General features: G+C 58.1%; 16 protein-coding genes. 9 read left to right on the top strand and 7 right to left on the bottom strand.

The features are described from left to right. Nucleotides 1-102 precede the first annotated feature (102 nt). Nucleotides 103-1,701, bottom strand: coding sequence for an apiosidase-like domain-containing protein (locus tag PSR62_RS05360; RefSeq protein ID WP_274406785.1), 1,599 nt, complete (start codon nucleotides 1,699-1,701; stop codon nucleotides 103-105). A 281-nt stretch (nucleotides 1,702-1,982) separates the two neighbouring features. Between PSR62_RS05360 and PSR62_RS05355 the strand changes: the two genes are divergently transcribed. Then, nucleotides 1,983-2,153, top strand: a complete 171-nt coding sequence (locus tag PSR62_RS05355; protein WP_274406784.1) for a hypothetical protein — start codon at nucleotides 1,983-1,985, stop codon at nucleotides 2,151-2,153. A 195-nt stretch (nucleotides 2,154-2,348) separates the two neighbouring features. On the opposite strand, the gene PSR62_RS05350 is transcribed toward PSR62_RS05355, so the two are convergent. Continuing rightward, entirely contained in the window at nucleotides 2,349-3,575 is a 1,227-nt protein-coding gene (locus PSR62_RS05350) for a DUF1559 domain-containing protein (protein WP_274406783.1), read from the bottom strand. A 227-nt stretch (nucleotides 3,576-3,802) separates the two neighbouring features. Here PSR62_RS05350 and PSR62_RS05345 point away from each other — a divergent pair, with 227 nt between their 5' ends. The 5 genes from PSR62_RS05345 to PSR62_RS05325 all read left to right on the top strand — a co-directional run bounded on the left by PSR62_RS05345 (nucleotide 3,803) and on the right by PSR62_RS05325 (nucleotide 12,881). Next, entirely contained in the window at nucleotides 3,803-6,859 is a 3,057-nt protein-coding gene (locus PSR62_RS05345; protein WP_274406782.1) for an FG-GAP-like repeat-containing protein, read from the top strand. 22 nt (nucleotides 6,860-6,881) lie between these two features. Beyond that, entirely contained in the window at nucleotides 6,882-8,366 is a 1,485-nt protein-coding gene (locus PSR62_RS05340; protein WP_274406781.1) for an FG-GAP repeat domain-containing protein, read from the top strand. 164 nt (nucleotides 8,367-8,530) lie between these two features. After that, the gene (locus PSR62_RS05335; RefSeq protein WP_274406780.1) at nucleotides 8,531-9,745 is read left to right on the top strand and encodes a tetratricopeptide repeat protein; all 1,215 of its coding nucleotides are present in this window, start codon (nucleotides 8,531-8,533) and stop codon (nucleotides 9,743-9,745) included. Between the two features lie 386 nt (nucleotides 9,746-10,131). After that, nucleotides 10,132-11,583, top strand: coding sequence for a DEAD/DEAH box helicase (locus PSR62_RS05330; protein ID WP_274406779.1), 1,452 nt, complete (start codon nucleotides 10,132-10,134; stop codon nucleotides 11,581-11,583). Continuing rightward, nucleotides 11,583-12,881: a DUF790 family protein gene (locus PSR62_RS05325; RefSeq protein WP_274406778.1), complete on the top strand. Its 1,299-nt coding sequence runs from the start codon at nucleotides 11,583-11,585 to the stop codon at nucleotides 12,879-12,881. Before PSR62_RS05330 ends, PSR62_RS05325 begins: the two co-directional genes overlap by 1 nt. 130 nt (nucleotides 12,882-13,011) lie before the next feature. Here the strand turns inward: PSR62_RS05325 and PSR62_RS05320 are convergent, their stop codons facing one another. The 4 genes from PSR62_RS05320 to PSR62_RS05305 form a co-directional block, all read right to left on the bottom strand. Then, nucleotides 13,012-13,725 carry an FkbM family methyltransferase gene (locus tag PSR62_RS05320; RefSeq protein WP_274406777.1) on the bottom strand — a complete coding sequence of 238 codons (714 nt, stop codon included), beginning with the start codon at nucleotides 13,723-13,725 and terminating at the stop codon, nucleotides 13,012-13,014. A gap of 128 nt (nucleotides 13,726-13,853) precedes the next feature. Further along, complete coding sequence (locus PSR62_RS05315) at nucleotides 13,854-14,978, bottom strand: glycosyltransferase family 4 protein (protein ID WP_274406776.1); 1,125 nt, start codon at nucleotides 14,976-14,978, stop codon at nucleotides 13,854-13,856. A gap of 123 nt (nucleotides 14,979-15,101) precedes the next feature. Beyond that, nucleotides 15,102-16,475 (bottom strand): Trx7/PDZ domain-containing (seleno)protein, encoded by a 1,374-nt coding sequence (locus PSR62_RS05310; RefSeq protein ID WP_274406775.1) that lies wholly within the window; start codon nucleotides 16,473-16,475, stop codon nucleotides 15,102-15,104. A gap of 525 nt (nucleotides 16,476-17,000) precedes the next feature. Next, nucleotides 17,001-17,231, bottom strand: coding sequence for an FmdB family zinc ribbon protein (locus PSR62_RS05305; protein WP_274406774.1), 231 nt, complete (start codon nucleotides 17,229-17,231; stop codon nucleotides 17,001-17,003). Between the two features lie 224 nt (nucleotides 17,232-17,455). Between PSR62_RS05305 and PSR62_RS05300 the strand changes: the two genes are divergently transcribed. Continuing rightward, nucleotides 17,456-18,130, top strand: a complete 675-nt coding sequence (locus PSR62_RS05300; protein WP_274406773.1) for an NAD(P)H-hydrate epimerase — start codon at nucleotides 17,456-17,458, stop codon at nucleotides 18,128-18,130. Between the two features lie 38 nt (nucleotides 18,131-18,168). After that, nucleotides 18,169-18,852, top strand: coding sequence for an ankyrin repeat domain-containing protein (locus PSR62_RS05295; protein ID WP_274406772.1), 684 nt, complete (start codon nucleotides 18,169-18,171; stop codon nucleotides 18,850-18,852). Nucleotides 18,853-19,012: 160 nt separating this feature from the next. On the opposite strand, the gene odhB is transcribed toward PSR62_RS05295, so the two are convergent. Continuing rightward, on the bottom strand, nucleotides 19,013-20,320 hold the full coding sequence (gene odhB / locus PSR62_RS05290; protein ID WP_274406771.1) for a 2-oxoglutarate dehydrogenase complex dihydrolipoyllysine-residue succinyltransferase: 1,308 nt from the start codon (nucleotides 20,318-20,320) through the stop codon (nucleotides 19,013-19,015). A gap of 319 nt (nucleotides 20,321-20,639) precedes the next feature. Here odhB and PSR62_RS05285 point away from each other — a divergent pair, with 319 nt between their 5' ends. Further along, a complete protein-coding gene (locus PSR62_RS05285; protein ID WP_274406770.1) occupies nucleotides 20,640-21,881 on the top strand; it encodes a deoxyribonuclease I in 1,242 nt (413 codons plus the stop codon). Nucleotide 21,882: the final 1 nt, after the last annotated feature.

Genomic DNA, 21,882 nt, shown 5'->3' with positions numbered 1-21,882 from the left:
TTTTCGAACGTCCCTTGCAGCGACACAGGCCATACCGAACGAAGCGAACTGCCGCAGGGGACATTGTTTTCGGTGGCCAGCCAGGCTCCCAAACTCACCACTTCAGTCCGCTGTGAACACCAGTACGCGGGGCTCACCCGCTGAGTCACTCTTGGCTTGGGCGGTCTCTTTGTCCTCGAGCGTCCCCTCTGCCATGACCTTTCCGGTTTTCGGATCATAAACTCGATACGATCGCGGCACGTCCTGGCAGAGAATCGCCGAGTTCCCACCTTCGGGCAAATACAACACGAACAGTTTCCCTGGCACCAGCAACCCGCGCCGTCCATAAGTGCAGTCCCAATTCGGTTCCATGTTCGCAAGCGGCAAGCCCTCAAAAATTTTCGCGGCGATGCCGGGGTACTTGGAACCTTCGAAGTCGAGGGCTTCGCGCCAACCTGCTCCTGGAGCGGTGCACCAATTCGCGTGACCGGGCTCGTTGGCATCGAGCCGCCACTGCCACAAACTGCCGGCTCCATAAACCACACCCATCGTGCCACCGGCGGTCAGATTGCACCACGCTTCATGCCCTTGCCACCAACCTGCTCCGTTGCCTTTGCGACCGATGTTCTCATAAGTCGGCTCGCCGTTGGCGACCGCTTTGACAGGAACGTTTCGCCACATGTCAGCGACTCGCTCGGCAAGGTGCTCGCCCCCGTGCCCCGTCTGGCACCACTGAAAATCCAGCCACGCTTTGTCCTGATGCGTGCGATTCTTTGCATGGGGCGAATAGTGAATTCCGGTTGGCTGCTGGTAAGCGTCCCACTTCTCGATTTGCGTTCCCGCCAAATCGAGCTGCTTGACGATGGAGCCTTTCTCGGCTGGCCCGTCTCCTCCCACCAACCAAATCGCGGGGCGGGCACCATAGCGAGCGACGAGATAGCGGCAATAACGGGCGTAGTCATCGGCGCTGACCACGTTGCCTGCCGTGCCGCCACCTTTCCATCCGTACCCATGAAAGACAGGTTGATAAACAGGAGCGATGCCGTGCGATGTCAGCACATCCACCAACCGGTCAAACGTCTGAAAGTATTCGGGATTCAGTTTCGTCAGCGTCCCCTGGGGGAGATCTTCAAAGCCGACATCGAAACCTTTCGCTTCCGTACGAGAACGCGGCCCTTTGGTCTTCAGGTCCGGTTGCACCGTCATCAACAACGTCGCGTTGTACCCTTTGTCCTGCCGATCCTTCGCATACGTTTTCACTTGATCGACCGTTGCTCGCCATGGCAGCGCCCATGCCGTGTCCGCGCACAGCAGTCTCGCAGTCCCGTCAGCATGAATCAGGTTCCGGCCCCCTTGGGGAACACTCCAAAAACCATGTTGCGTGAACACGGTGGGTGTCTCCGGCTTTGACTGGCTCACTTGGAACGATCCGGTTTTCCCATGCAATCCTGCATCGTTGTCGCGATCTGCCGATTGCCAATGCCAATGGCCGGATGCAAGCGGCGATGCAAATCGGACACGAAAGGTGTTCCCACCATCCCAAAACATCTGGCGGCGGATGGCCGTCCCATCGTCGTGAGTGAAATCAACCCAAGCCTCCACGTCCGTGTAGGGATTGGCGGTTCCCCGCTCAGCCAAGAAGTCGAGTTGGACTTCCTGCCACGGCTGACATTCCGTCACGACTTCGGCCGCGTTGGCAGCAGTCGCACTGGCAGCATTCACACCAAGGCCAGCAACCCACAAAAGCAAAACAGCCAAAGGTCTGTGTTGATAAGTCATGCAATGTTCTCATAGGACTTCGATCAAGAATTGAACCGAATGCCGTTCCAATTGGTTGGCGGCATCTCGATGCAGTGTAAGGGGGAACGATTCCCGTGTCACAAATCGATTCCATGGTTGCACTGCTGATTTTCAGAACCTATCTTGCCGCCCCTGATTGGTCCGGTACGTATTGCTGATAGGTGATCACGGCCAACTGTATGAATTCGAAAAGGTAAAATGAGATGCGATATTTACTAAGTGTGATGCTGTTGTCAGTCGTGTTTGCAACAACCGGTTGCGACAGTCCTGCGACTAGCAATGTGGCAGAAGACGCCGATGCGCAAGCGATCAAAGATTACGAAGCGCAGATGGAACAAGCGGAACAAGAAATGAACGAAGCGGAAGGCGCGTGATCGCGATTCATCCGATCAGCTAAGAAAAAACCTCCTCTCCCAAAATGGAAGCGGAGGTTTTTTTGTGTCCCAATGAGTCCAAATCCGAAGCTGGATCCCGGCCCCAAAGTATCCAGGGCCCAGTTGAATCCAGAAGCAAACCCCGTCGGATCAACCGACGGCAATCCACTGTCCTTGCTTTCTCAGAGAACGAACTCAGAAGCTTTCACTGATCACTTCTCGTGAACCACGGGTACCAAGTGATCCCCACAATCCATAGGGGCTGGCTGAACCTGGGGCCCGTGGACCGGTTCGCCCAGTCCGAACATTGCCCATGCTCTGGTTGCCTGACTCGATCGAGTCGGTGATGAACTTCACAGCACCATCGGCCATCACGACGTGCACGCCGCCTTGGTGACGACTGGACATCGTGGCTGACAAGTTTCTGTCGGAGCCACTCATGCCACAAAGCTCTTTGTTGGGTGGGCGAATGGTGGTGCACTGACCAAAGAGCGGCACAGCCTCGGCCCAGCGGAAACCGCGTCCGTCAGCCGAGCCGTTTGTGGTGACCGCCCAGAACGAAGGACGCTCCGGATCGATCCCTGGCACCGTGTTGCGGCAATACAACGGATCTTCGTAGAACGGTGCCGTGTTGTTGTTACCAGCCAAACGACCTCCGATCGTGCGGACGTCTTTGTCTCCCAAGTCAGTGGCAATCTCGCCCATGGCAATGGTGTTGGACGTGCCGTCGAGAATGTCTCGGAACGCGGTTTGTTTTCGCATGACAAACGTTCCTCGCATCGATGCATTGGCTCGTTCCGAGGTGCCGGAGGTGGCCACATATGGCACCTGAGCCCCCGCACTGACATTCAAGTAGCCGTCGCGGTTGTTGATGGTGGAATCACCTGTGCAGGCGACATAGTTCGTCCGCCCGAGTGCGGGCAACCCTCGGCCCGGATCGCTTGGGCAGCGAAAAGCTGCGACTTCCGAAGCCCATGGTGGATACTGAATGTTCTGGGGAGTTGGCCCCATCGCGGGCCAGGGAATCGTTCCGCCAGGATTGTTCGTCGCTGAACCGTCCGTTCGGAGCAACAACGGGTTGCTGATTTGCTCCCACAAGCCTTGCTGCTCGATGAACGGCAACATCCCTACCAAAGCACTCAACCGCATGTTGTTGCTATTGGTCAGACCTGACCAAGTGTTTGTGCCTGTGGGGGGGTGCGTTCCAGTGCCGAGCAGTGGCAACTTATTGTATGCGGCGTGGTAGTTGTGCATCGCCAAGCCAAGTTGCTTGAAATTATTGCTACAACTCATTCGTCGAGCTGCCTCACGAGCAGCCTGAACTGCGGGCAACAGCAGCCCAACAAGGACACCAATGATCGCAATCACCACAAGCAATTCGACGAGCGTGAATCCCGCTCGACGCGAATCTTGCTGAACCATCTAGTCAACCTATCTTTTCATCTGAAGTAGAAAACGCGATCCGAATGGAGAAGCTGCAGAAGATGCGAAAACCACGAACAGTGAAACTTCCTGCTCATATTGAGCGTCGAATTGCGATAAAGTATCCCACAGCATAGGGTGGCTTCGGATTCCGTCAATCCTTTCAAGGGATTGTTTTTTTCCGCAGAGAACGTCCCCCCCCGTCAATTGCATCCCTTTTGAGTGAAGTGAATTTGAGTTTGCGCTGCGATGGAAACTTCCGATCGCCTGTTCCATCCCTGACCCTGGTCGTTTTGTTCGTTGCTGGCTGCTCGCCAGTGAACACCAGCACGCCGGAGCAAAAACCGAGCACGGAGCAATCCGCGGATGCGTTTGATGAAATGATGTCCGCCGCCGCTCACAATCGCTGGGAAGTGGCCTGGGAACACGCAGATGACGTGTTGATTGCCTATCCAAACGACTCTGAAAAGCTGGCTTTTGTCGCGGAGGTTGCATTTCGCTCCGGCCATCGGGACAGAGCAGCGGACCTGCTCGTGGACTCAGCGGGCGCCAGCGACTGGACCTCCGAGGACCAGATCCAACGCGCGTTCACAGCCTTGTTGGCAGCGGGACGATTGCTCGATGGAATCGACCTCCTTCGCACCGCGACCTTGCATTCCCCCGAAAACACCGCTCTACGTCGCTTGCTGGCTGACCTGCTGATCGCGACCGAGCAGCACCACGAAGCGGGCGAGCATCGACGAAGTTTGATCCGCTCGCGAGATTTCGATCTCAATCTGTTGCACGCCGCGTCTTCCTACGACCAACGGACCGAGGAGGTGACGTCGCTGCAACAAATGCTGGAACTGAACCCCAGCGATTTACGGCCCCAAATCGGCGAAGCCAAACAGCGGTTCGACAGCGGTCTGATCCAAGAGGCGGTCAGCTTGCTGGAACCCATCGTGAAGCAGCACCCCGAATACCTGCCCGCGCAGGTGTTGCTGGGACGAGCTTTGGTGCAACTGGGGCAATATGAGCGGCTCGACCAATGGTCGAAATCCGCAGCGTCCGCCTCCGCGGCCAACTCTGATTTCTGGCTAACGATCGGAGACTGGGCGACGGAACGGGGGTCCACAACAACGGCGATCCAGTGCTATGGGCAGGCGGCGAAGCGAGCACCCGACCGTGTTGCGGCCTGGCAAAAGCTAGCCGCTCTGGCCGTCTCGGAACCCATCCTGGCGGAGGACGCCGCGGCGATTCAAAAGCGTGCCGATTTGTTGCTGCAACGACGCCAAAATTTTGCAGAGGCATCGATTCGTGGCCTCCAGAATCCGGACTCCAGCCGCGCACTCGCCCAATCGGCGATGCAGTTGGGCTGGTTGTGGGAAGCGGAAGCCTGGGCAGCAACTGGGTTGACGATGACGCCGCTGAGCCCGGAACAGAAGCTTCAACTGAACTCACTGCGTCAATCCATCATCCAGCGTTTGAATCAGGGGACACCGTGGGACACCGGCATCCAATCCGTGTCCTGGGGATGGTTGTCGACAATCTCAGCGGACGCTGCGATTGCCAAACTCCGTGACACAACGGACGCCGGTATCGCAACCGGCCCCAGCGATGCAAGCAGCGACTCCGCTGCCTCCCGGCAAACGTCAATCGCGGCGAACAAAACACCGATGTTTGCCGAAGAAGCCAAGCAACGCGGACTGATGTTCTTTGGTCGCACCGCGGACGACCTGAGTGAACCGGGCGTTTTGACTTCGCAAATGCTGGGATGCGGCGGCGGCACGATCGACTACGACCTGGATGGCTGGCCGGACGTCTATTTCGCCTCGGCTGGAGGAACACCACCGCTCGACGATTCCGCCCCCAACGCGATGTTCCGCAACTTAGCCGGAACGTTTGACAACACTTCGCTGCATTGCGATGCCCGCGACCAGGGTTTCGGCACGGGCGTCTGCGTCGGCGACGCCAATGAAGATGGCTTCGACGATCTGCTGGTGTTGAACTATGGCCCCAATCGGATCTGGATCAACAACGGCGACGGGACCTTTTCCGATCGTTCCAGTCAGCTTCTGCCACCGGATTCAGTGTGGTCGACCAGTGCCGCCATGGCGGATCTCAATGCCGACGGGCTCGGTGACATCGTGATCGCCAATTATTGTGCCGGCCTGGAACCAACCACCCTGGAGTGTCAGTTGGCCAATTCGGCAGGGGTTCGTTCCTGTTCACCAAATCAGTTCTCCGCCGAGCCGGACAACTTCTATGCCGCGACTCAGCAGGGCGTCTTCATGGACGCGAACGACGACTGGGCTGCGACACCCTCGATTCCTGGTCGCGGCCTGGGTGTGGTGGCGGGATCCTTCGACAAAACCACGGGCATCGATGTGTTGGTTGCCAATGACATGACAACCAATCACTACTGGACAGCCGATGATCTGAATCCTCTCTCGGCGGGTTCCTTCCAACTGGCAGAACTGGGGACCTTGCTCGGCCTGGCAACCGACGCCCAATCGCGATCCCAAGGATCGATGGGCATCGCGGTCAGCGACTTCAACGGCGATCAATTGGCAGACTTTTACGTCAGCAATTACGCCGACGAATACAGCACCCTGTCGATTTCCTCAGCCGGCGGTGGTTGGCGTGATCGCACGGCGAACGAGAAACTCGTGGCACCGACAATCCCCCTGGTCGGCTTCGGAACTCAAGCGATCGACTTCGATCAAAACGGGACGGACGAGTTGATCGTCACCAATGGACATGTTGACGATTACCGGATCGTTCGCCCAGCTTCCACCTACGCCCAACCCATCCAGTTGTTCCAGCGAACGACCGCGGGAACGCTGCAGGAGATTGGTGAGCACGTTGCCTGCGACTACTTTCAAGAGCCGCATATCGGGCGAGCACTGTGGACGATCGATGCGAACCGCGATGGTCGTGTTGATGTCCTCATCACCCATCAATCCGAGCCGACTGCATTGCTCGTCAATCAAACCGAAACCAGTTCTTCCGGGATCGCCTTTCGCTTGGTCGGGCGGCAAAGCAGTCGCGGTGCTGTGGGCAGTGTGGTTTCGATCGACCATGAAGGTGCGAAACAGACCAAGTTTGTGACAAGCGGCAGTGGCTACTTCTGTAGCAATGAACGGTGCACACGCTTCGGCCTGGGCGACAATCGCTCCAACGTTCGCGTTGAAGTTCAATGGCCAAACGGTAAAGTACAAACATGGCCCTCGCTCCGCGTTGATCGCGAATGGCTGCTGGTGGAAGATGAAGACGCGTTTGAGCTACCGAAAATCAGTGAATAGCTTCTTCCTTCCCAGACGGGTCATGATGCGTCCCACCGTGCTTTGCGTTCTGTGTGTGGCCGTGGCAGGATGTCATCGTGGTGAAACAGAATCCTCACCATCGGCGAACGCCGCCCCGACCAGCGTCAATGCGATCACCGCATTCTGCGCTGACTGCCATTCACTTCCCAATCCAGCCAGCTTCGAAAAAGCACGCTGGCAAGAGGAAGTCGAACAAGGCATCCGCATCTATCGCCAGTCGGGTCGTCGTGACCTGATCATTCCGGACCTGGATGCCACCGTGGCATTTTTTCGGGTCGATGCCCCGGATCAGATTGTCATTCCCCAACCGGTCCGTGTACCGAACGACCGATTTGTCGAACAACAGATTCCCTGGCCCTCTGAAAACAAGCCCGCGTCCATCTCCAGCATTCGCGTGCTCAGCGGTGAGGATGAACGTCCGCGTTTCCTGCTCTCGGACATGTGGACGGGCGCGTTGACTCTGGCCGAGGTCACTGAGCAGGGATTCCAAGTCACTGAACTTGGGAGTGTCTCGCATCCCGCTCACATCGAACCGGTGGACTGGGACCAGGACGACTTCCCCGATTACTTGGTCGCCGACCTGGGCACGCTCAACCCGCAGTCAGAACATCAAGGCAGCGTGTGGTTGTTGCGTGGCCAGCCGAATGGCCCGCCTCAGCGACAGGCATTGAAACTCGGGCTGTCCCGTGTTGCCGACGCACGAACGATCGACAGCAACCATGACGGGAAGCTTGACTTGCTCGTCGCCGACTTTGGGCTGCATTTTGTCGGCTCGATTCACTTGGCGACCAACCAAGGTCTTCGCGAGGGCACCCCCGAATTGGATTGGAAAGTGGTCGACCCCAGGCCGGGCACCATTTCATTGCCAACGATCGACTTTGACCAAGACGGTCGAACCGACTTCTTCGCGCTCATCACCCAACATTACGAGACGGTTGAACTGCACCGAAACCGAGGCGACGGCAAATTCGAAAAGAACGTTGTCTTCCATGCCCAGGACCCCGCTTCAGGATCGAGCAGCATCGAACTGATTGATTTCGACCAAGACGGTGACATCGACGTGCTGTACACCAACGGAGATACATTCGACGATGGTCTGGCGAAGCCCAATCACGGGATCAAGTGGCTGGAAAACGAAGGTTCATTTCCCTTCACGGTTCACGACGTTGCGGTGATGCCGGGCTGCTATCGAGCCGTCAGCGGTGACATCGACGGGGACGGTGACACCGACATCGCAGCGGTCGCCTACTTGGCGGACGAGGAAGTTGCCAAGTATCCGGCGGACTCCTTTGATGGCGTAGCCTGGTTCGAACAAAACGACGACGGAACCTTCACCCGACATTCCCTCCGCAAAAACACCTGCGAGGCCGCAACGTGTGTGCTGATCGACTGGGACAGCGATGGTGACCTCGATCTCCTCGTCCCGCCCAGCACAGCGGATCATCAACCACAGGATGCGTTGCGACTCTACGTGAATCAAGAATGAGCGGACGACGAAAACCGAAGCCAACTCGACGCAAATCCTCCACGGTTCATATCAAGCGCCCCCGGGCAGCAAAGAACAACGCTCCACTTGAGGCGGAGAAAACGGAAACCGCTTCCTCTGCCAATGGCGATGCAGAGCCGAAGGGACGAACGCGACTGACGTGGATGTCCCTTGCCTTGCTCGCCTTGATCGGTGTTGGTCTGTACTGGGGACTGCCCGCCTACTGGGTCTACCGGGGAGAAGATGCGTTGAAAGCGGGCCGATTTGCGGAGGCGGACCAGTACTTTGAGCAGGCCAGCCCTTGGCCATCGCAGCGAAAGGCTTCGATCTTGGGCCGAGTCAAGGTCGCTCGATTCTCAGGCAACCCCAGCCGGGCACTCGCCTTGTTGACGACCGCACAATCACGCGGAGCTTCCTCCGCTCAACTCGAATTCGAACGCGCCCTGCTCAACATCCAATCAGGCAACAACGCATCCACCAGCGACGCACCCCAGTTGCTGGTTCGGTTTCCTGAGCGCGGCTCTGAGATCATGGAAGCCGTCGTCAATCGCGATGTTCAGCAAGGACAAAACGAGCAGGCCCTGCAACATGTCAACGACTGGATCCAGGCGGCTCCCTCCAACGCCCGAGCCATCTCCTACAAGGCCGAATTGCTTGCCACATCTGGTGACATGGATGAAGCGGAAGCATTGTTCCGTGCCGCGGTTCGACAAGACCCACAACTGCGCCGCGCTCGCCACGGGCTGGCGAAACTACTGAAGTATGTTGGCAAATACCAACAAGCGGTCGACCAGTTTGAGATCGAGATGGAACGTGAACCGGACAACGTGAGTCTGCGATTGCTGCGCTGCGATGCCTTGCTGCAAATGCAACAAAGTGATCAGGCGATCGAAGGTCTGCTCGAAGTGCTCGAGCTCGATCAGCTGAACTTTCCGGCACGACACACCCTCGCCTCACAGCTGGCCAAACGTGGTGAACATGCTCGGGTCATCGAGGTGCTGACTCCCCTGCGGGATGAGTTTGCCGACGATGCCTCGATCAACTACTTGCTCGCCTCCGCGTACTCCGAACAAGGCGATCCGAAGCGATCCGAGCAACACATGCAGCAGTACCTGGACGGGCGGAAGCGACTCGACGAACTCGCGATGCTCACCCAATCGCTGTCCAGCGAATCACCAGACCAAGCCACACTCCTGTTGATTGCCAACGACTACCTGAAATATCAGTGGGATGTTGCCGAACCCTGGATCGTCCGAGCAATTCAGAACTTCCCCGCCTCCAGAGAACCCTACTCCGCGATGGCAACATTCCAACGCAAGAAGGGCGATGTCGAAACCGCCGCCCAGTACGAACAGGCCGCTGCCCTGCTTGGCACATGACGCTCACCTGAACAATCAGGGTGATGACGGGCATTCTGATGGGCGCCATCGAAGAGAACAAACGGTTTGACTCGGCGGCACACTGAACGCCATCACCCAAACAAGGTGCCACGGATACGGGCGGTTGATTCGCGTCCATTCGGAGCACTGCCCGCACGGCGCCGCCGATTGGTGCCCGCCTCAAAAAACCGGCATCGAGGTCTTCTCTCGCTCGACCTGAGAGGGGACCGGCCGCTGACCATCGTGCTCCGTGAAACGGTAATCGTGCTCGTGCAGGAAGCAGGGGCAATTCTTCCCGGTTCGTTTCCGCTGGGCTATGCTGCTCACGTGCGCAGGTGTGGCGTGCAACGTGCTACCCGTTTGGTTGTCTGGCGTTGGTTTGATTCTTGATTGCAATTGATTTTCATGGGGGGACCCTGCGACTGCGTGGCTGGCGGGACGTCGGTTGGTCGCAAGCGTCGGTTGCCGGCCGAATGGGTGGGATCCCATTGGTCTTCGATGATCGCGACGATTGCTTTCGCTGCGATGCGATGTGGGCGGGCAAGTTGCAGGCTCACTTGCGAGAGTGGGATCAAGAACACTTCGAGATCGATTCGTCTTCGTGGTGGCAATGGACGGCTGGACCGGATCCTGATTGGCAGCCAAGCTTGCACGACCAACGAAACATTCAATTGCGTCCGGACCAGAATCAAGCGGTCAGTGATTTTGAGTCGGGCGGGCGATGTGGTCTGCTGGTCATGCCGACAGGGACGGGCAAAACCGTGGTGGCAATGGAATGCATTCTGCGATCCCGATGCAGCGTCTTGGTCGTCGTTCCCGTGCGTGACCTGATGTATCAATGGCACGAAAAAATACGCGAGGCAACGGGTGTCGACGCGGGACTGATCGGCGACGGCGTGCACCGCGTGTCCCCCATCAGCATTGCAACGTATGACTCGGCGGCGATTCACATGCCCCGGATTGGCGACCGTTTCAAGATGTTGGTTTTCGATGAGGTGCACCATTTATCGGGTGCCTGGCGCGGCGACGCCGCAAGAATGTCGACCGCGACGATTCGCATGGGATTGACGGCGACCTTGCCGACGGATGAATCACGTTTGCAAGCCTTGCACACGCTGGTCGGCCCGACGCTGCACCAGCAAACGATTGGGCAAGCCAAAGGAAAAACACTGGCAGAGTATCGTGTTCACCGGATTGCGGTCTCGTTGAACGAGTCAGAACGCAACGCCTATCGTGGCCTCTCCGAAACAGTGCAAGAGTTTGTGGCGGAGCAACGAGAATTGGACCCAACCTTTCGTTGGGAAGACATTCACAAATTGTCGGCGGCGGTGGACTGCGAACCGGAACGTTCCCTCGCGGCGCAAAATGCGATGCGTGCTTATCGTGCCAAGCAAAAGATTGAGGACCAAGCGGAAGCCAAAATGCGCACACTGGAAGACCTGTTCCGACTGCACAACGGCCAACCTGTGATTGTGTTCACAGGCACCAATGTGATGGCCCGTGCGGTCTCGATGCGGTTCATGGTTCCTTGCCTGCTGTCACACTGCGCGAAAAAGGAACGCCGCGAAGTGTTGCAACGATTCGCCGAGGGACGCTACCCAGTGCTGGTGGCCAACCGAGTGTTGGACGAGGGCGTCGACCTCCCCGAAGTGAAAACAGCCATCGTGCTGGGCGGGCTGTCCAGTCAGCGTCAGGCGATCCAGCGACTTGGACGCGTGCTCCGCAGGGGATCTCGAAAAGAAACCGCCGTGCTGTATGAAATCGTGGCGGATGGAACCAACGAAGTGAAACGCAGTCGAACACGGCGACGCAACGATGCCTATCGAAAGACAAGCTGATGCTGCGCAGTGAACACTCCCTCGTTCAGCTCAACTTTGACAATCGAACCTTGAAACCGGATCGGTTGCAGCGTATCCGTGACGCTGCCTACGCGGACGCGATTGCCGCTTGCTTGCAGATTTACCGAGTCGGCATCGGCGAAATCCGGCAGGACTTGCATCGCGGCGTCGGGGAGGTGCTTGCCAACATTCCGGGGTGTCCTCCCAAACGCATTGCCGCCTTTTGCAAACTGCTCGATGACTTCGGACAATACGAACGTGGGGGACCGTCCGCCAGCCAACTGCGTCAGCGCGTTTTTGAAGAGGCCGCGCCACTCCATCCCATTGTCACAACTCGCGAGGGGATCTTCGAGCACGATCTGACGACGGCTCGACAAAAGGTCTGCGAATCGCTGGGGATGAGTTGGGCGGAAATTGAATCGAAAATGTTTTCGGATGTGATCGAGTTGCAACGCTTGCATTCATTTGACAAGGAACTGACCGCGGAGGAAGTGCTGTCGGCGTACAACGTCGCCCAAACCCAGGCGGCCCTGTACCGCGCGACCTCAATTCGTATCGAAGCCGGTTCGGATTTCAAAGCCATTGCTCGGCATGCCAAACTCGCTCAATTGATGCACCGGATCGAACGCATGAAATGGACGAAGAACGGGACCGTCCAACAGGGCCTGCGTTTCGAGTTGGACGGACCAGGCTCCTCGCTTCGCGAAACGACCCGCTATGGAGTTGGGTTTGCAAAGCTATTGCCCAAACTTTTGACGTGCCAAGACTGGCGGTTGACGGCACGTGTGCTTGGCCCCAACAAGCAAGCGTTTCGATTGTCGCTGTCACCCCAGGACGGCCTTCGCTCTCCGCTTCCACCTGAGAATGAATTTGATTCCGAATTTGAGCGTGCCGTGGACGCCGCCTGGAATCGCAATCCGCCGATCGGGTGGCAACTCGAACGAGAGACCGAGTTGCTGGTCCATGGCCAAAGCGTTTTCACACCTGACTTTTTAATGCGTCACGAAGACGGACGCGTCATCCACTTGGAGGTGATCGGATTTTGGACGCCCGAATACTTGCAAGACAAAGCCCGACGACTCTCAAGATGGGCGTCAATCGCAACGGACAAGAATCACCCCACCACATCGAGCGTTGACCGTCCACATTGGTTGTTGATGTTTCCCAAGCAGCATTCCACCGGCATGGCCGAATTGGCCGATCAACTGGATCTCCCTTTCCTCCGATTTGACCCTCGGCAAAATCCTGCGGAGTGGATCGAAACGGCACTTCGGATGCGCAAGTTTTCATCCCGGTAGGGATGGAAAAAGACAGAAGCCGAAAGAAAATTCGCATCCGCTATCAGAGCGCCGATACCAAACGTTTCGCAGTCCAGGCGAACGCCCAAACGGCTCACATGGTTTTGCCCGATCATTCCTGCCGACGTGCTTAGGCGGCGCGTTGGGGCATCTGAATCACGTCGGCGGGCTTGGACCACTGTTCCCAAACAAACGGGTAACACCAATCTTCGCCGTGGGACTGCGCGAGGTCCCGACGGATGCTGTTGCGATCGTCGTCGCTGGATGCACTCAAGTCATGGAACTGGACCTGGATGGTTTCGATGCGCGGCAACCATCCGAGGCTGGCCAGGTGAGGCAGGATGTCGTATTCGCCTCCCTCGATGTTCACCTTCATCAGATCTGCGTGTTCGACGCCGATGCTTTGCAGGTAGGCACCTGCTTCGACTCGACGACCGCTGATCGATTTCTCGCCTTCACGAATGGCGGACGACGCATCCCCCGTGTCGGACAGAATCAGCTCGCCGTCGGAACTGCTCAGTGCGACCGCGTGCACATGAATGTGGGAGTGGCCCGCGTACTTGGCCTGCAGTTCGGACGCGAATCGTGGGTGCGGTTCGAAAACATGGACGGTTGCGCCGTAGCGAGCGTGAATGTCATCGGCCCACTCGCCTCGAAAACCGCCGAGGTCCAAGACAATGGAATTGGATCCAAGGTCATCAAACTCGTATCGCTTGGTGGGGATCCCGTCGCTCCGGAATTGGTTGTAAGCCCGTCGGAAATCGCGGTAACGTGAGTTGGTCAGGGTCTTCCACGGTTTACGAAGGAGCTGAGCGATTCGTTGTCCGACTGTTTTCTTGGGCATTCGTTCTGTCCTCGTTCAGCGATGACGCGCGTCACGGCGAAAGTTTGGCGGTGGGGTCCAGTCGGCTTCGTCGACGGGAGAGTACTCGGAGGTATCAGCGAGTCGCCTTCCAAGTCAAGCGATGATCTTCAGGCAGCGTGGCGAGCACGAAAGGATTCACCAGCCCAGAGGCGGTCGTAGACTTGCTGGTAGCCGTCGATCTCGTTGTTCAGGCTGAGCGAGTTGACGGCGAAGGATCGGCCCAACTGGCCAGCAACTTGGAGCCGGCTTGGATCCTGGAGCATTGCCTGGATGGATTGTCGGAGCTTCTCGCGATCGCCGATCGGGACGACATGGCCCGTCACACCCTCGTCAATCACAGAGGCATAGACACCGGTGTCGGCCGCAACAACAGGAACGCCACTGGACAGCGCCTCCAGCGCGGTCATGCCGTAGCCCTCGTAGCGGGCCGGTGCGACCAGCAGCGACAGACTTCGCATCCAAGTTGGCAGCTCGTGACTGGGGACTTCGCCGATGAACACAATGCGATCGGTCAGCCCGCAAGCGTCGATCTTGGCTTTCAAAGCCTTCTCAAAGGCTGAGTCCTCTGGTTTGGCACGTCCGATCACGACGGCGGTGAAATCGGGATTTTGGGGCAGCAGTTCGCACATCGATTCCACGAACAAATCAGTCCCCTTTTCGGCTCGCACACGACCGACGATGCCGATGCCGTGTTTGCCAGGCAAACCGGTCGCCTGCCAAGCTGCCACGCGATCGTCGGCCGGCGTGAATTTCTGGGTGTCGACCCCGTGCGGCACGACCGAGGCCAAGTTCGGAACGAAAGCCCCGGCGGTTTCGGTGGTTGCGACGACCGCATCCATCCGTGAAATCAGGGCTCGTGGGAACGCCGAGTGACGGCGGATCGCCGCCGACGTGAACACGATTCGAATGGGCAACCGCAGGACATCGCGAGCGAAGATCGCCGCACTCATCTCCATGTTGCGTCGCACATGCCAGATCGAAAACGGACGATTCGAAGGCCGTTGAAAACTGGAACGAAGGGCTTTGCGATAACTGAGCGGCTCGGGAGCGTCCGGGAGAGGGTCGCCGACCAAACACAGCTTCAGACGGGATTTTTGGCCGGAGACAACCGCATTCGCGGTCGCGGAAACACCAGTGAATCGGCGATGAAAATTGGTCACGAAGACCTCCGGGGCTCGATCGAAGCCTGTCGAATCTTCGACGCCGGAAGCGTGATTTTGAGGGTGATTCATACTGCGTTTCTCCACGCCAAGAATTACCGGGAAACACACCCTGGGATCAAGACGAAATCGGAGAAATTCAAAAAGCGGCGTCCGTGCCGCGGGCAGATGGCAAACCCGATGAAAGGACTCGGGTCACTTCTGAATGGGAATTTCAACCGTTCGTACGCGGCCATCGCGAAGAAACTTCATCGAAATACGGTCACCCGGGCGATGCTGCTCGTTCACGTGATCGAAGATGTCGGCCTCGCGAGTCAAATCCGATTTGCCGTCGTATTCAATCAGAATATCGTCGACGCGCACGCCAGCCTTGTGAGCGGTCGCGTGAAGTCCATATTTACCAACATTGGCAACTCGGAGTGCCATCGGCGATCGCAAATGGAGCTCCTGCCGCTCGCTTTCGTCCAGAGGCAGCAAACGCATTCCCCCACCAGCGATCCGCCGCATCATCCACGACGAAACTCGCCAAGACGAATCGTCCCATCGCCGCCAGCCCTCTGGCAGGGACAACGTGAGCGTCCGTGCTTGATCGCCACGTTTGGTTTGGATCTCCACCTCGGCACCTGAGGCCGGAACTTGGTTGAGAGCCCACTGCACGTCCGCCATCGAAACCAAGGGCTGCGAATGAATGCTCAGCAAATCATCGCCAACTTGAAAGCCGGCTTTCGCAGCCGCCGATCCTTCGGCAACGCTCTTCACGCGAGCCGGGTACCGTGCGTCGAGCACCAACCCAATCGATTTGGGATGCGGGTAAGGATGCAGCACTTCTTCCGGGATCGACTCCCCTTTCTGCCAGTAGTAATCACGCCGGGCCTCGCCAATTTGATGGCAATGGATGCAGCTCTTTGCGACTTGCCCAGCGTAATCGAGGTGATCGGGCCGGTCCGTTAGCGTGGGGTACTTTTCCGGAGAAACAAACTCCAACGGATCACCGGTCTTGCCCGCCAGGGATTCACGATTGGCAGGGTAGGCTTCGTGCAGTTTCAAGCTCCCTCGAAGCGCCGCAGCCATCCCTTCCAAGGAAACATCGCCCAGCCATTCGGTGCGATGTGACCGCGTTCCAAAGCGGCCGTAAACCGTTTTGTCAGCGTTGAGCATGAAGACAGCAAAGGACTGATCCGTGTCGTACTGAAACACATTCAAATCCAAGCCATTGGTGCCGACCACACGAACGCGAACGTATTGGTCGAGCAGACGCTTCAGCTCGGGATCGCCTTCGACCAAGTCGTCGTCCAGCTTGACGCACTCTTCGCAGGGCAGGCAACGCAAAACAACCAAGATTGGTTTGCCGGACTGGCGGGCTTGTTCGTAAGCCGCGTCCAGGTCGTTGTAAATCCAATACCCGGTCGCCAGCACTCGTTCCCGGTCATTGCGAACGATCGTTTCCCGATCCTCTTTCGCATTGGCCTCTTTCGCATTGGCTTGATGAAGATCGGCCAGCGAGGCCAAACCCGCCGCGAGAAACACGGCGGTCCGTGCGAACGCGCGCACTGTGAGAAAGCGGCTCATGGAACTCTCCTGGCGGGATGGAACGTCGCGGGGCGAGGCCTCAGCGATGGAGGCCCCACCTTCCGGCGTCAATAAAAAGCATCAGACGGGGGCGTGGATTGTAAACGATCCAGCGCCCCATTTGAGAATTCGCCCCGCTCGCGAAAAGTGGCTGCCGCCCGGCAAATCAAGCAGGTCGGCAGGAGCCTGTTGGCATTTGAACGGTCATCGCAAACGCCACTGTTCCCACGTACAACCGGGGCGAACGCAGGGCTGATGGAAATGTTGGCAGGGTGGTAAGTGTGCGAACCAAATGCAACTCATTGAAAAAGTTGAATTGACAATTGAAAAATGCAAATTGATGCGTTTTCATCCACGCATTCCGGCATTTTACAATTGTCAATTTACACTTTCACTTTTTCAATCACGACAAACGTCGTATCAATACCATTCGTCGGAAACCGCCTGGTTGATTTCATTTTTATCAGCCCAGGCGAACGCCCAAACGGCTGACATGGTTCTGCCCGATCATTCCTGCCTACCTGATCACATTTGGCAACCGCCGCCGCAACATCGCGGGGCACCGCAGGCTTCGCCACCGCCCGCCATGGGCAAGCTCGAACTGCCGCCGCTCATCGAGGGAGCCGAGGGGACGCTGAGGACACGCGTCAATTCAGCATTGCTGCATTTCGGGCAGGCCACTTCTTCATCCTGAGATCGAACCAAAATCTCAACCACGTCATCACACGTCTTGCATTCGTATTCGTACAGAGGCATCTTCGGTATCCGAGAGGAACACGGTTCTGGGAACAAACCATGGCCAGGGAACAAGCCATGGGCCAAGGAACAAACCATGGGCACGCCGCCCACATCGTTCCATTGTTTCTTACGGAAGTCGTTCGCACCACTGGGAATGGCCGAAGAAGCTGTTTTTGTCAGCCGCACGAGGAAACGGTTTGCTTCGCCCTGCCCCGCCCCGCTTGAACTCAAAGGAAGCGACCATGAATCCAGTTCTCCAACTGCCGCCGATGACCTGCGAACAAGTCCGTCAGATTGACCAGGTGGCGATGCAGCAATTTCATATGCCCGGCATCGTGTTGATGGAAAATGCCGGACGCGGCGCGGCGGAATGCATCGACGAAATCGCCCCCGCTGGCAGCGTGTTGATCCTGTGCGGCAAAGGCAACAACGGTGGCGACGGATTCACGATCGCGCGACATTTGCAGTTGGCCGGCCGTGAGGTCACGATCCTGGCGATGGCAAAAATCGACGAACTGCACGGCGATGCGGCGATTCAAGCCAAAATCGCGGAAGCCGCGGGGATCAAAATCCAGGTCCTCGGCGAGGCGTCCGCAAAGGAATGTTTTCCAGCGGCGGACATCCTCGTCGATGGATTGCTGGGCACCGGGGCCAAGCCGCCACTGCGTGGTCGCTACCTCGAGGTCGTGGAGGCGGCCAACGCAGCCTCGGCGATCCGGATTGCGCTGGACATTCCGACCGGAATGAATGGCGACACGGGAGCAACGGGCGAGCCAACCTTCCACGCCGATCACACGCTGACCTTCGCTGCGCCGAAAGTGGGTTTTGCCAAGCAAGACGCAGTTCGTTGCACCGGCCAGGTCCACGTGATTTCGATTGGCGTCCCTCAGAAACTGTTGCGTCAATTCAGTGCGTGAGCTTGGCCGGCCTGAGTCACTGCGACTATGTTAGGGCCATGCAAAACCACCCGCCTCGGACGCGTCGCGTTCCCGTTCGTTCGTTCACGTTCTTCAGCGTCTTGATCCTCGGCACAACCGCCGTGCTTTCGGGGTGCGAGTCCAAACGTCTCTCGCCAGAAGATTTCCCACGACGCGAACGGGAAGAGGTGCTGGCACCCCAAGCGCCCGAGGGCATGGCCACGTCGGAAGATGTGCCGCTGCCCGAGACGTCGCCCGAAGACCAATTTCGCGAAGCCGCGATGCTGGGTGACATCGCAGGCGTGAAACGACTCGCTGGCCAAGGCGTGGACGTCTCAGCCATGGACGAACAGCAACGCACCGCGATTCAGATGGCTGCCTTCGACGGTCACACGCCGGTGGTGGAATGGTTGCTGTCCCAGGAGGTCGAAGTCGACCACCGAGATTCCTTTGGTCGCACGGCGCTGATGTACGCCTCCACCGCCGACAACGCCGAAACGGTCAAGTTGTTGCTCGATGCCGGTGCGGCAGTGGATCTCGTGGACAGCGAAGAACACTTTTCACCGCTGATGTTTGCCGCCGCGGAAGGCCAGATGGCGGTCGTGGAGTTGTTGCTCGACGCCGGCGCCGACCCGACCAAGAAAGACACCGATGGCGAGACAGCGATCGATTTTGCCACCAGCAACGGGCACACCGAAGTCGTCAAACGACTTCAAAAGTGAGCCGTTGGCCGTTAGGCCCGGTTGTTTCAGCCCCAACCTCAACCAACCATCTCGTCGCAGCGGAATGTCGGCAAGACGTTTGCGATCGCAGCAATCGCGAACCCCTTACCGAGCTTCGCTTCTCCAGTGATCCAGAGAACGCCCCTGGGACGTCGCCTGATCAGACTTCCAGGAACAGTCGGGCTGGGTCTTCGATCGTTTCTTTGATCGCGACCAAGAATCCGACCGCTTCACGTCCGTCAACGATGCGGTGGTCATACGTCAACGCGACGTACATCATCGGACGGATCACGACTTGCCCGTCTTCAGCGACGGGACGTTCTTGAATCGAGTGCAGGCCCAAGATACCGCTTTGAGGCGGATTGACGATCGGCGTGCTGAGCAGTGATCCGTAGATCCCGCCGTTGCTGATCGTGAACGTGCCGCCCATCAAGTCACCGGGTTGCAACCGGTTTTCACCCGCCAAGCGAGCGTACTCGGAGATGCTGCCTTCGACTTCGGCAAACGACATGCGTTCCACGTTGCGAAGGACCGGAACGACCAAGCCCTTGCCACCGCCAATCGCGATGCCGATGTCTTGGTAGTTGCGATAGACCATCGAGTCGCCACGAATTTCCGCGTTGACGGCGGGATAACGACGCAGGGCTTCGACCGTGGCTTTGGCAAAGAACGACATGAAGCCCAGTTTGACACCGTGCTTCTTGGCGAAGGCATCTTTGTACTTGCTGCGGATCGCCATGACCGGTGCCATGTTGATCTCGTTGAAGGTCGTCAGCAGCGCCGCGGTTTGCTGGGCCTGGACGAGTCGCGACGCAATCGTGCGACGCAGCATGCTCATCGGTTTGACTTCTTCGGACCGGTAACCACCGCTGGTCATCAGCGAAGCTGTTTCCGGGACCGACATTGGCTGAGCCGGGGCGGGTGGCGCAGGCGTGGCAGGAACCGCTGGTGGTGCAGCGGGTGCAGCCGGGCGGGAAGCTCCGCTACGGATGTAAGCCAGCACGTCTTCCTTCAGCAAGCGGCCACCGGGTCCCGTGGCGGGGACCTGCGACGAATCCAACTTGTGTTCGTCGAGCAACCGCTGGGCGGCAGGCATCACAAACCCTCCGCCACCTTGGGCGGGGCTGGATGCGGCCGGTGCCGAGGGTGCAGGGGCCGGTGCGGCGTTCCCAGCCGCAGGCGTCGAACCACCACTGGAGGATCCACCGCCGCCCGCGGGCTGTTCCGCGACTTGGATCGATGCGATTTGTTGGCCGACTTCGGCGAATTCTTCGGACTGTTTCGTGATCGACTGCAAGAAACCGCTGACGGGAGCGGGGATTTGCACCGACGCTTTTTCCGTTTCAATTTCGACGAGATCTTCGCCGCTCTTGACCCAGTCACCTTCTTGTTTGAGCCAATTGCCGATTTGCACTTCGCTGATCGATTCGCCAACGGTAGGAACTTCGACGGGAATGATGTCGCTCACGGGAACGTTTCAACCACTTGATAGAAAAAGCTGGGACGGTACGAGCAACCAGAATAACGAGCCAAGCGAACAGTGTCAGCGGCTCACACCGCGTTTGCTGGCTTCGGGAAAGAAGATTGACCAAGGTCGCTCGGGAAAGACAGGCCCAGCCCCCCAGAAAGTATGCCGGTTGCGAGGGAGGGGGGGATGAGCGTCCATTTTTTGGACTGCAACGATGCGGGCGCCGATTCAACACGATGGTGGCGGGTCGATTTGATTTGCCCCGCCCAGAAAACCGCTCGTCGCCCCAAAACCCGCCCCAATTGTCCCGGAGGCAGCTATGTCCGATCCAACCGAGAAAGGCCATCCTATTCAGATGGCTTTGATCGTCGTGTTGTTGATCGGCGGGGGGTGGTACTTCTTCCAACACTACAACATCGACGGGCTGGACGGAGTCGCGATCAAACCCAAAGCCGAATTTGCGTGGGAGAAACTCGACGACCCGTTCACGTTCACGTCGTCGACGGAAGCTCGCGGATCACTGAATTGGCCCGTCGACGAGTCGGGCAATCCCATCGAAGCCGACCCGGTCATCTACAGCCCCAGCGACCTGCTGCGATCGGGCTCCTCCACGAAAGAAAGCGTGTGGGGCACCCCGAACAATGCCGCCAACGGTGCCGCCCCGGCCGAGCAGATTTCGGCGAAGCGACCGCCCCAGTACAGAAATCTTCGCATCGCATCCTGGTCCTTGGACGGATTCGGGCCGACCAAGCTGGCCAGCAACATCTGCCGGAAAAACCTGATCCGCGTTGTTCGTCAATTCGACTTGATCGCGCTGCAACAGGTTTCGTCGATTCATCAAGACCTCGTGCCCCGGATGGTCGACGCAATCAACGAAAACTCACTGGGCAGCGGCGGCCCTGTGTTCGATTACGTCCTGGGCGGTCCGACAGGCCCCTCCGATCGTGGCGAACAAATGGTGATTCTGTTCCGTCCCGATCGCATTCGAGTCGACCGGACACAGACGTACACCGTTGCCGATCCCGACCAACAGATGCTCTACGACCCGTTGGTCGCCTGGTTCCGAGCGGCGCAACCCAGTGCCGCGAGAGCCTGGACATTCACGGTTGCCAATGTGCGAATCGATCTGGGACGAGCCCCCAGCGAAGTCGCCTTGCTGGGGCAATTGTTTGATTCCATTCGAGACGACGGCCGAGGCGAAGATGACATCTTGATGATGGGATTGTTCCAAGCCGATGACGCGTACCTGTTGCCAACCATCGCGGGTCAAACCGTCCGTGCGGCCGTGTCCAGCACGCCCACGGATATCTTTGGACGGCATCAGACCGAAAACATCGTGTTTGATTTTCAATCGACCGCGGAAGCGATCGGTCGCGGTGGAGTCTATGACTTCCTGCGTGTGTACAATCTCAGTCTCTCCGAAGCACAAACGGTATCCAGCTACCTGCCGGTGTACGCCGAGTTCTCGCCACTGGAGGGCTCGCCGATCGCGAATCAGGCGACGTTGGACCAGGCCGTTGTGCAACAAGCGTCGCTGCCAAGCGGCAAAGCGATTCGCTAGC

Origin of the sequence: Rhodopirellula sp. P2, assembly GCF_028768465.1 — a bacterium.
In the GTDB taxonomy this organism is placed as follows: domain Bacteria; phylum Planctomycetota; class Planctomycetia; order Pirellulales; family Pirellulaceae; genus Rhodopirellula.
Note: the sequence above shows the minus strand (reverse complement) of the source record. Positions and strands in the feature narration are given on the sequence as shown.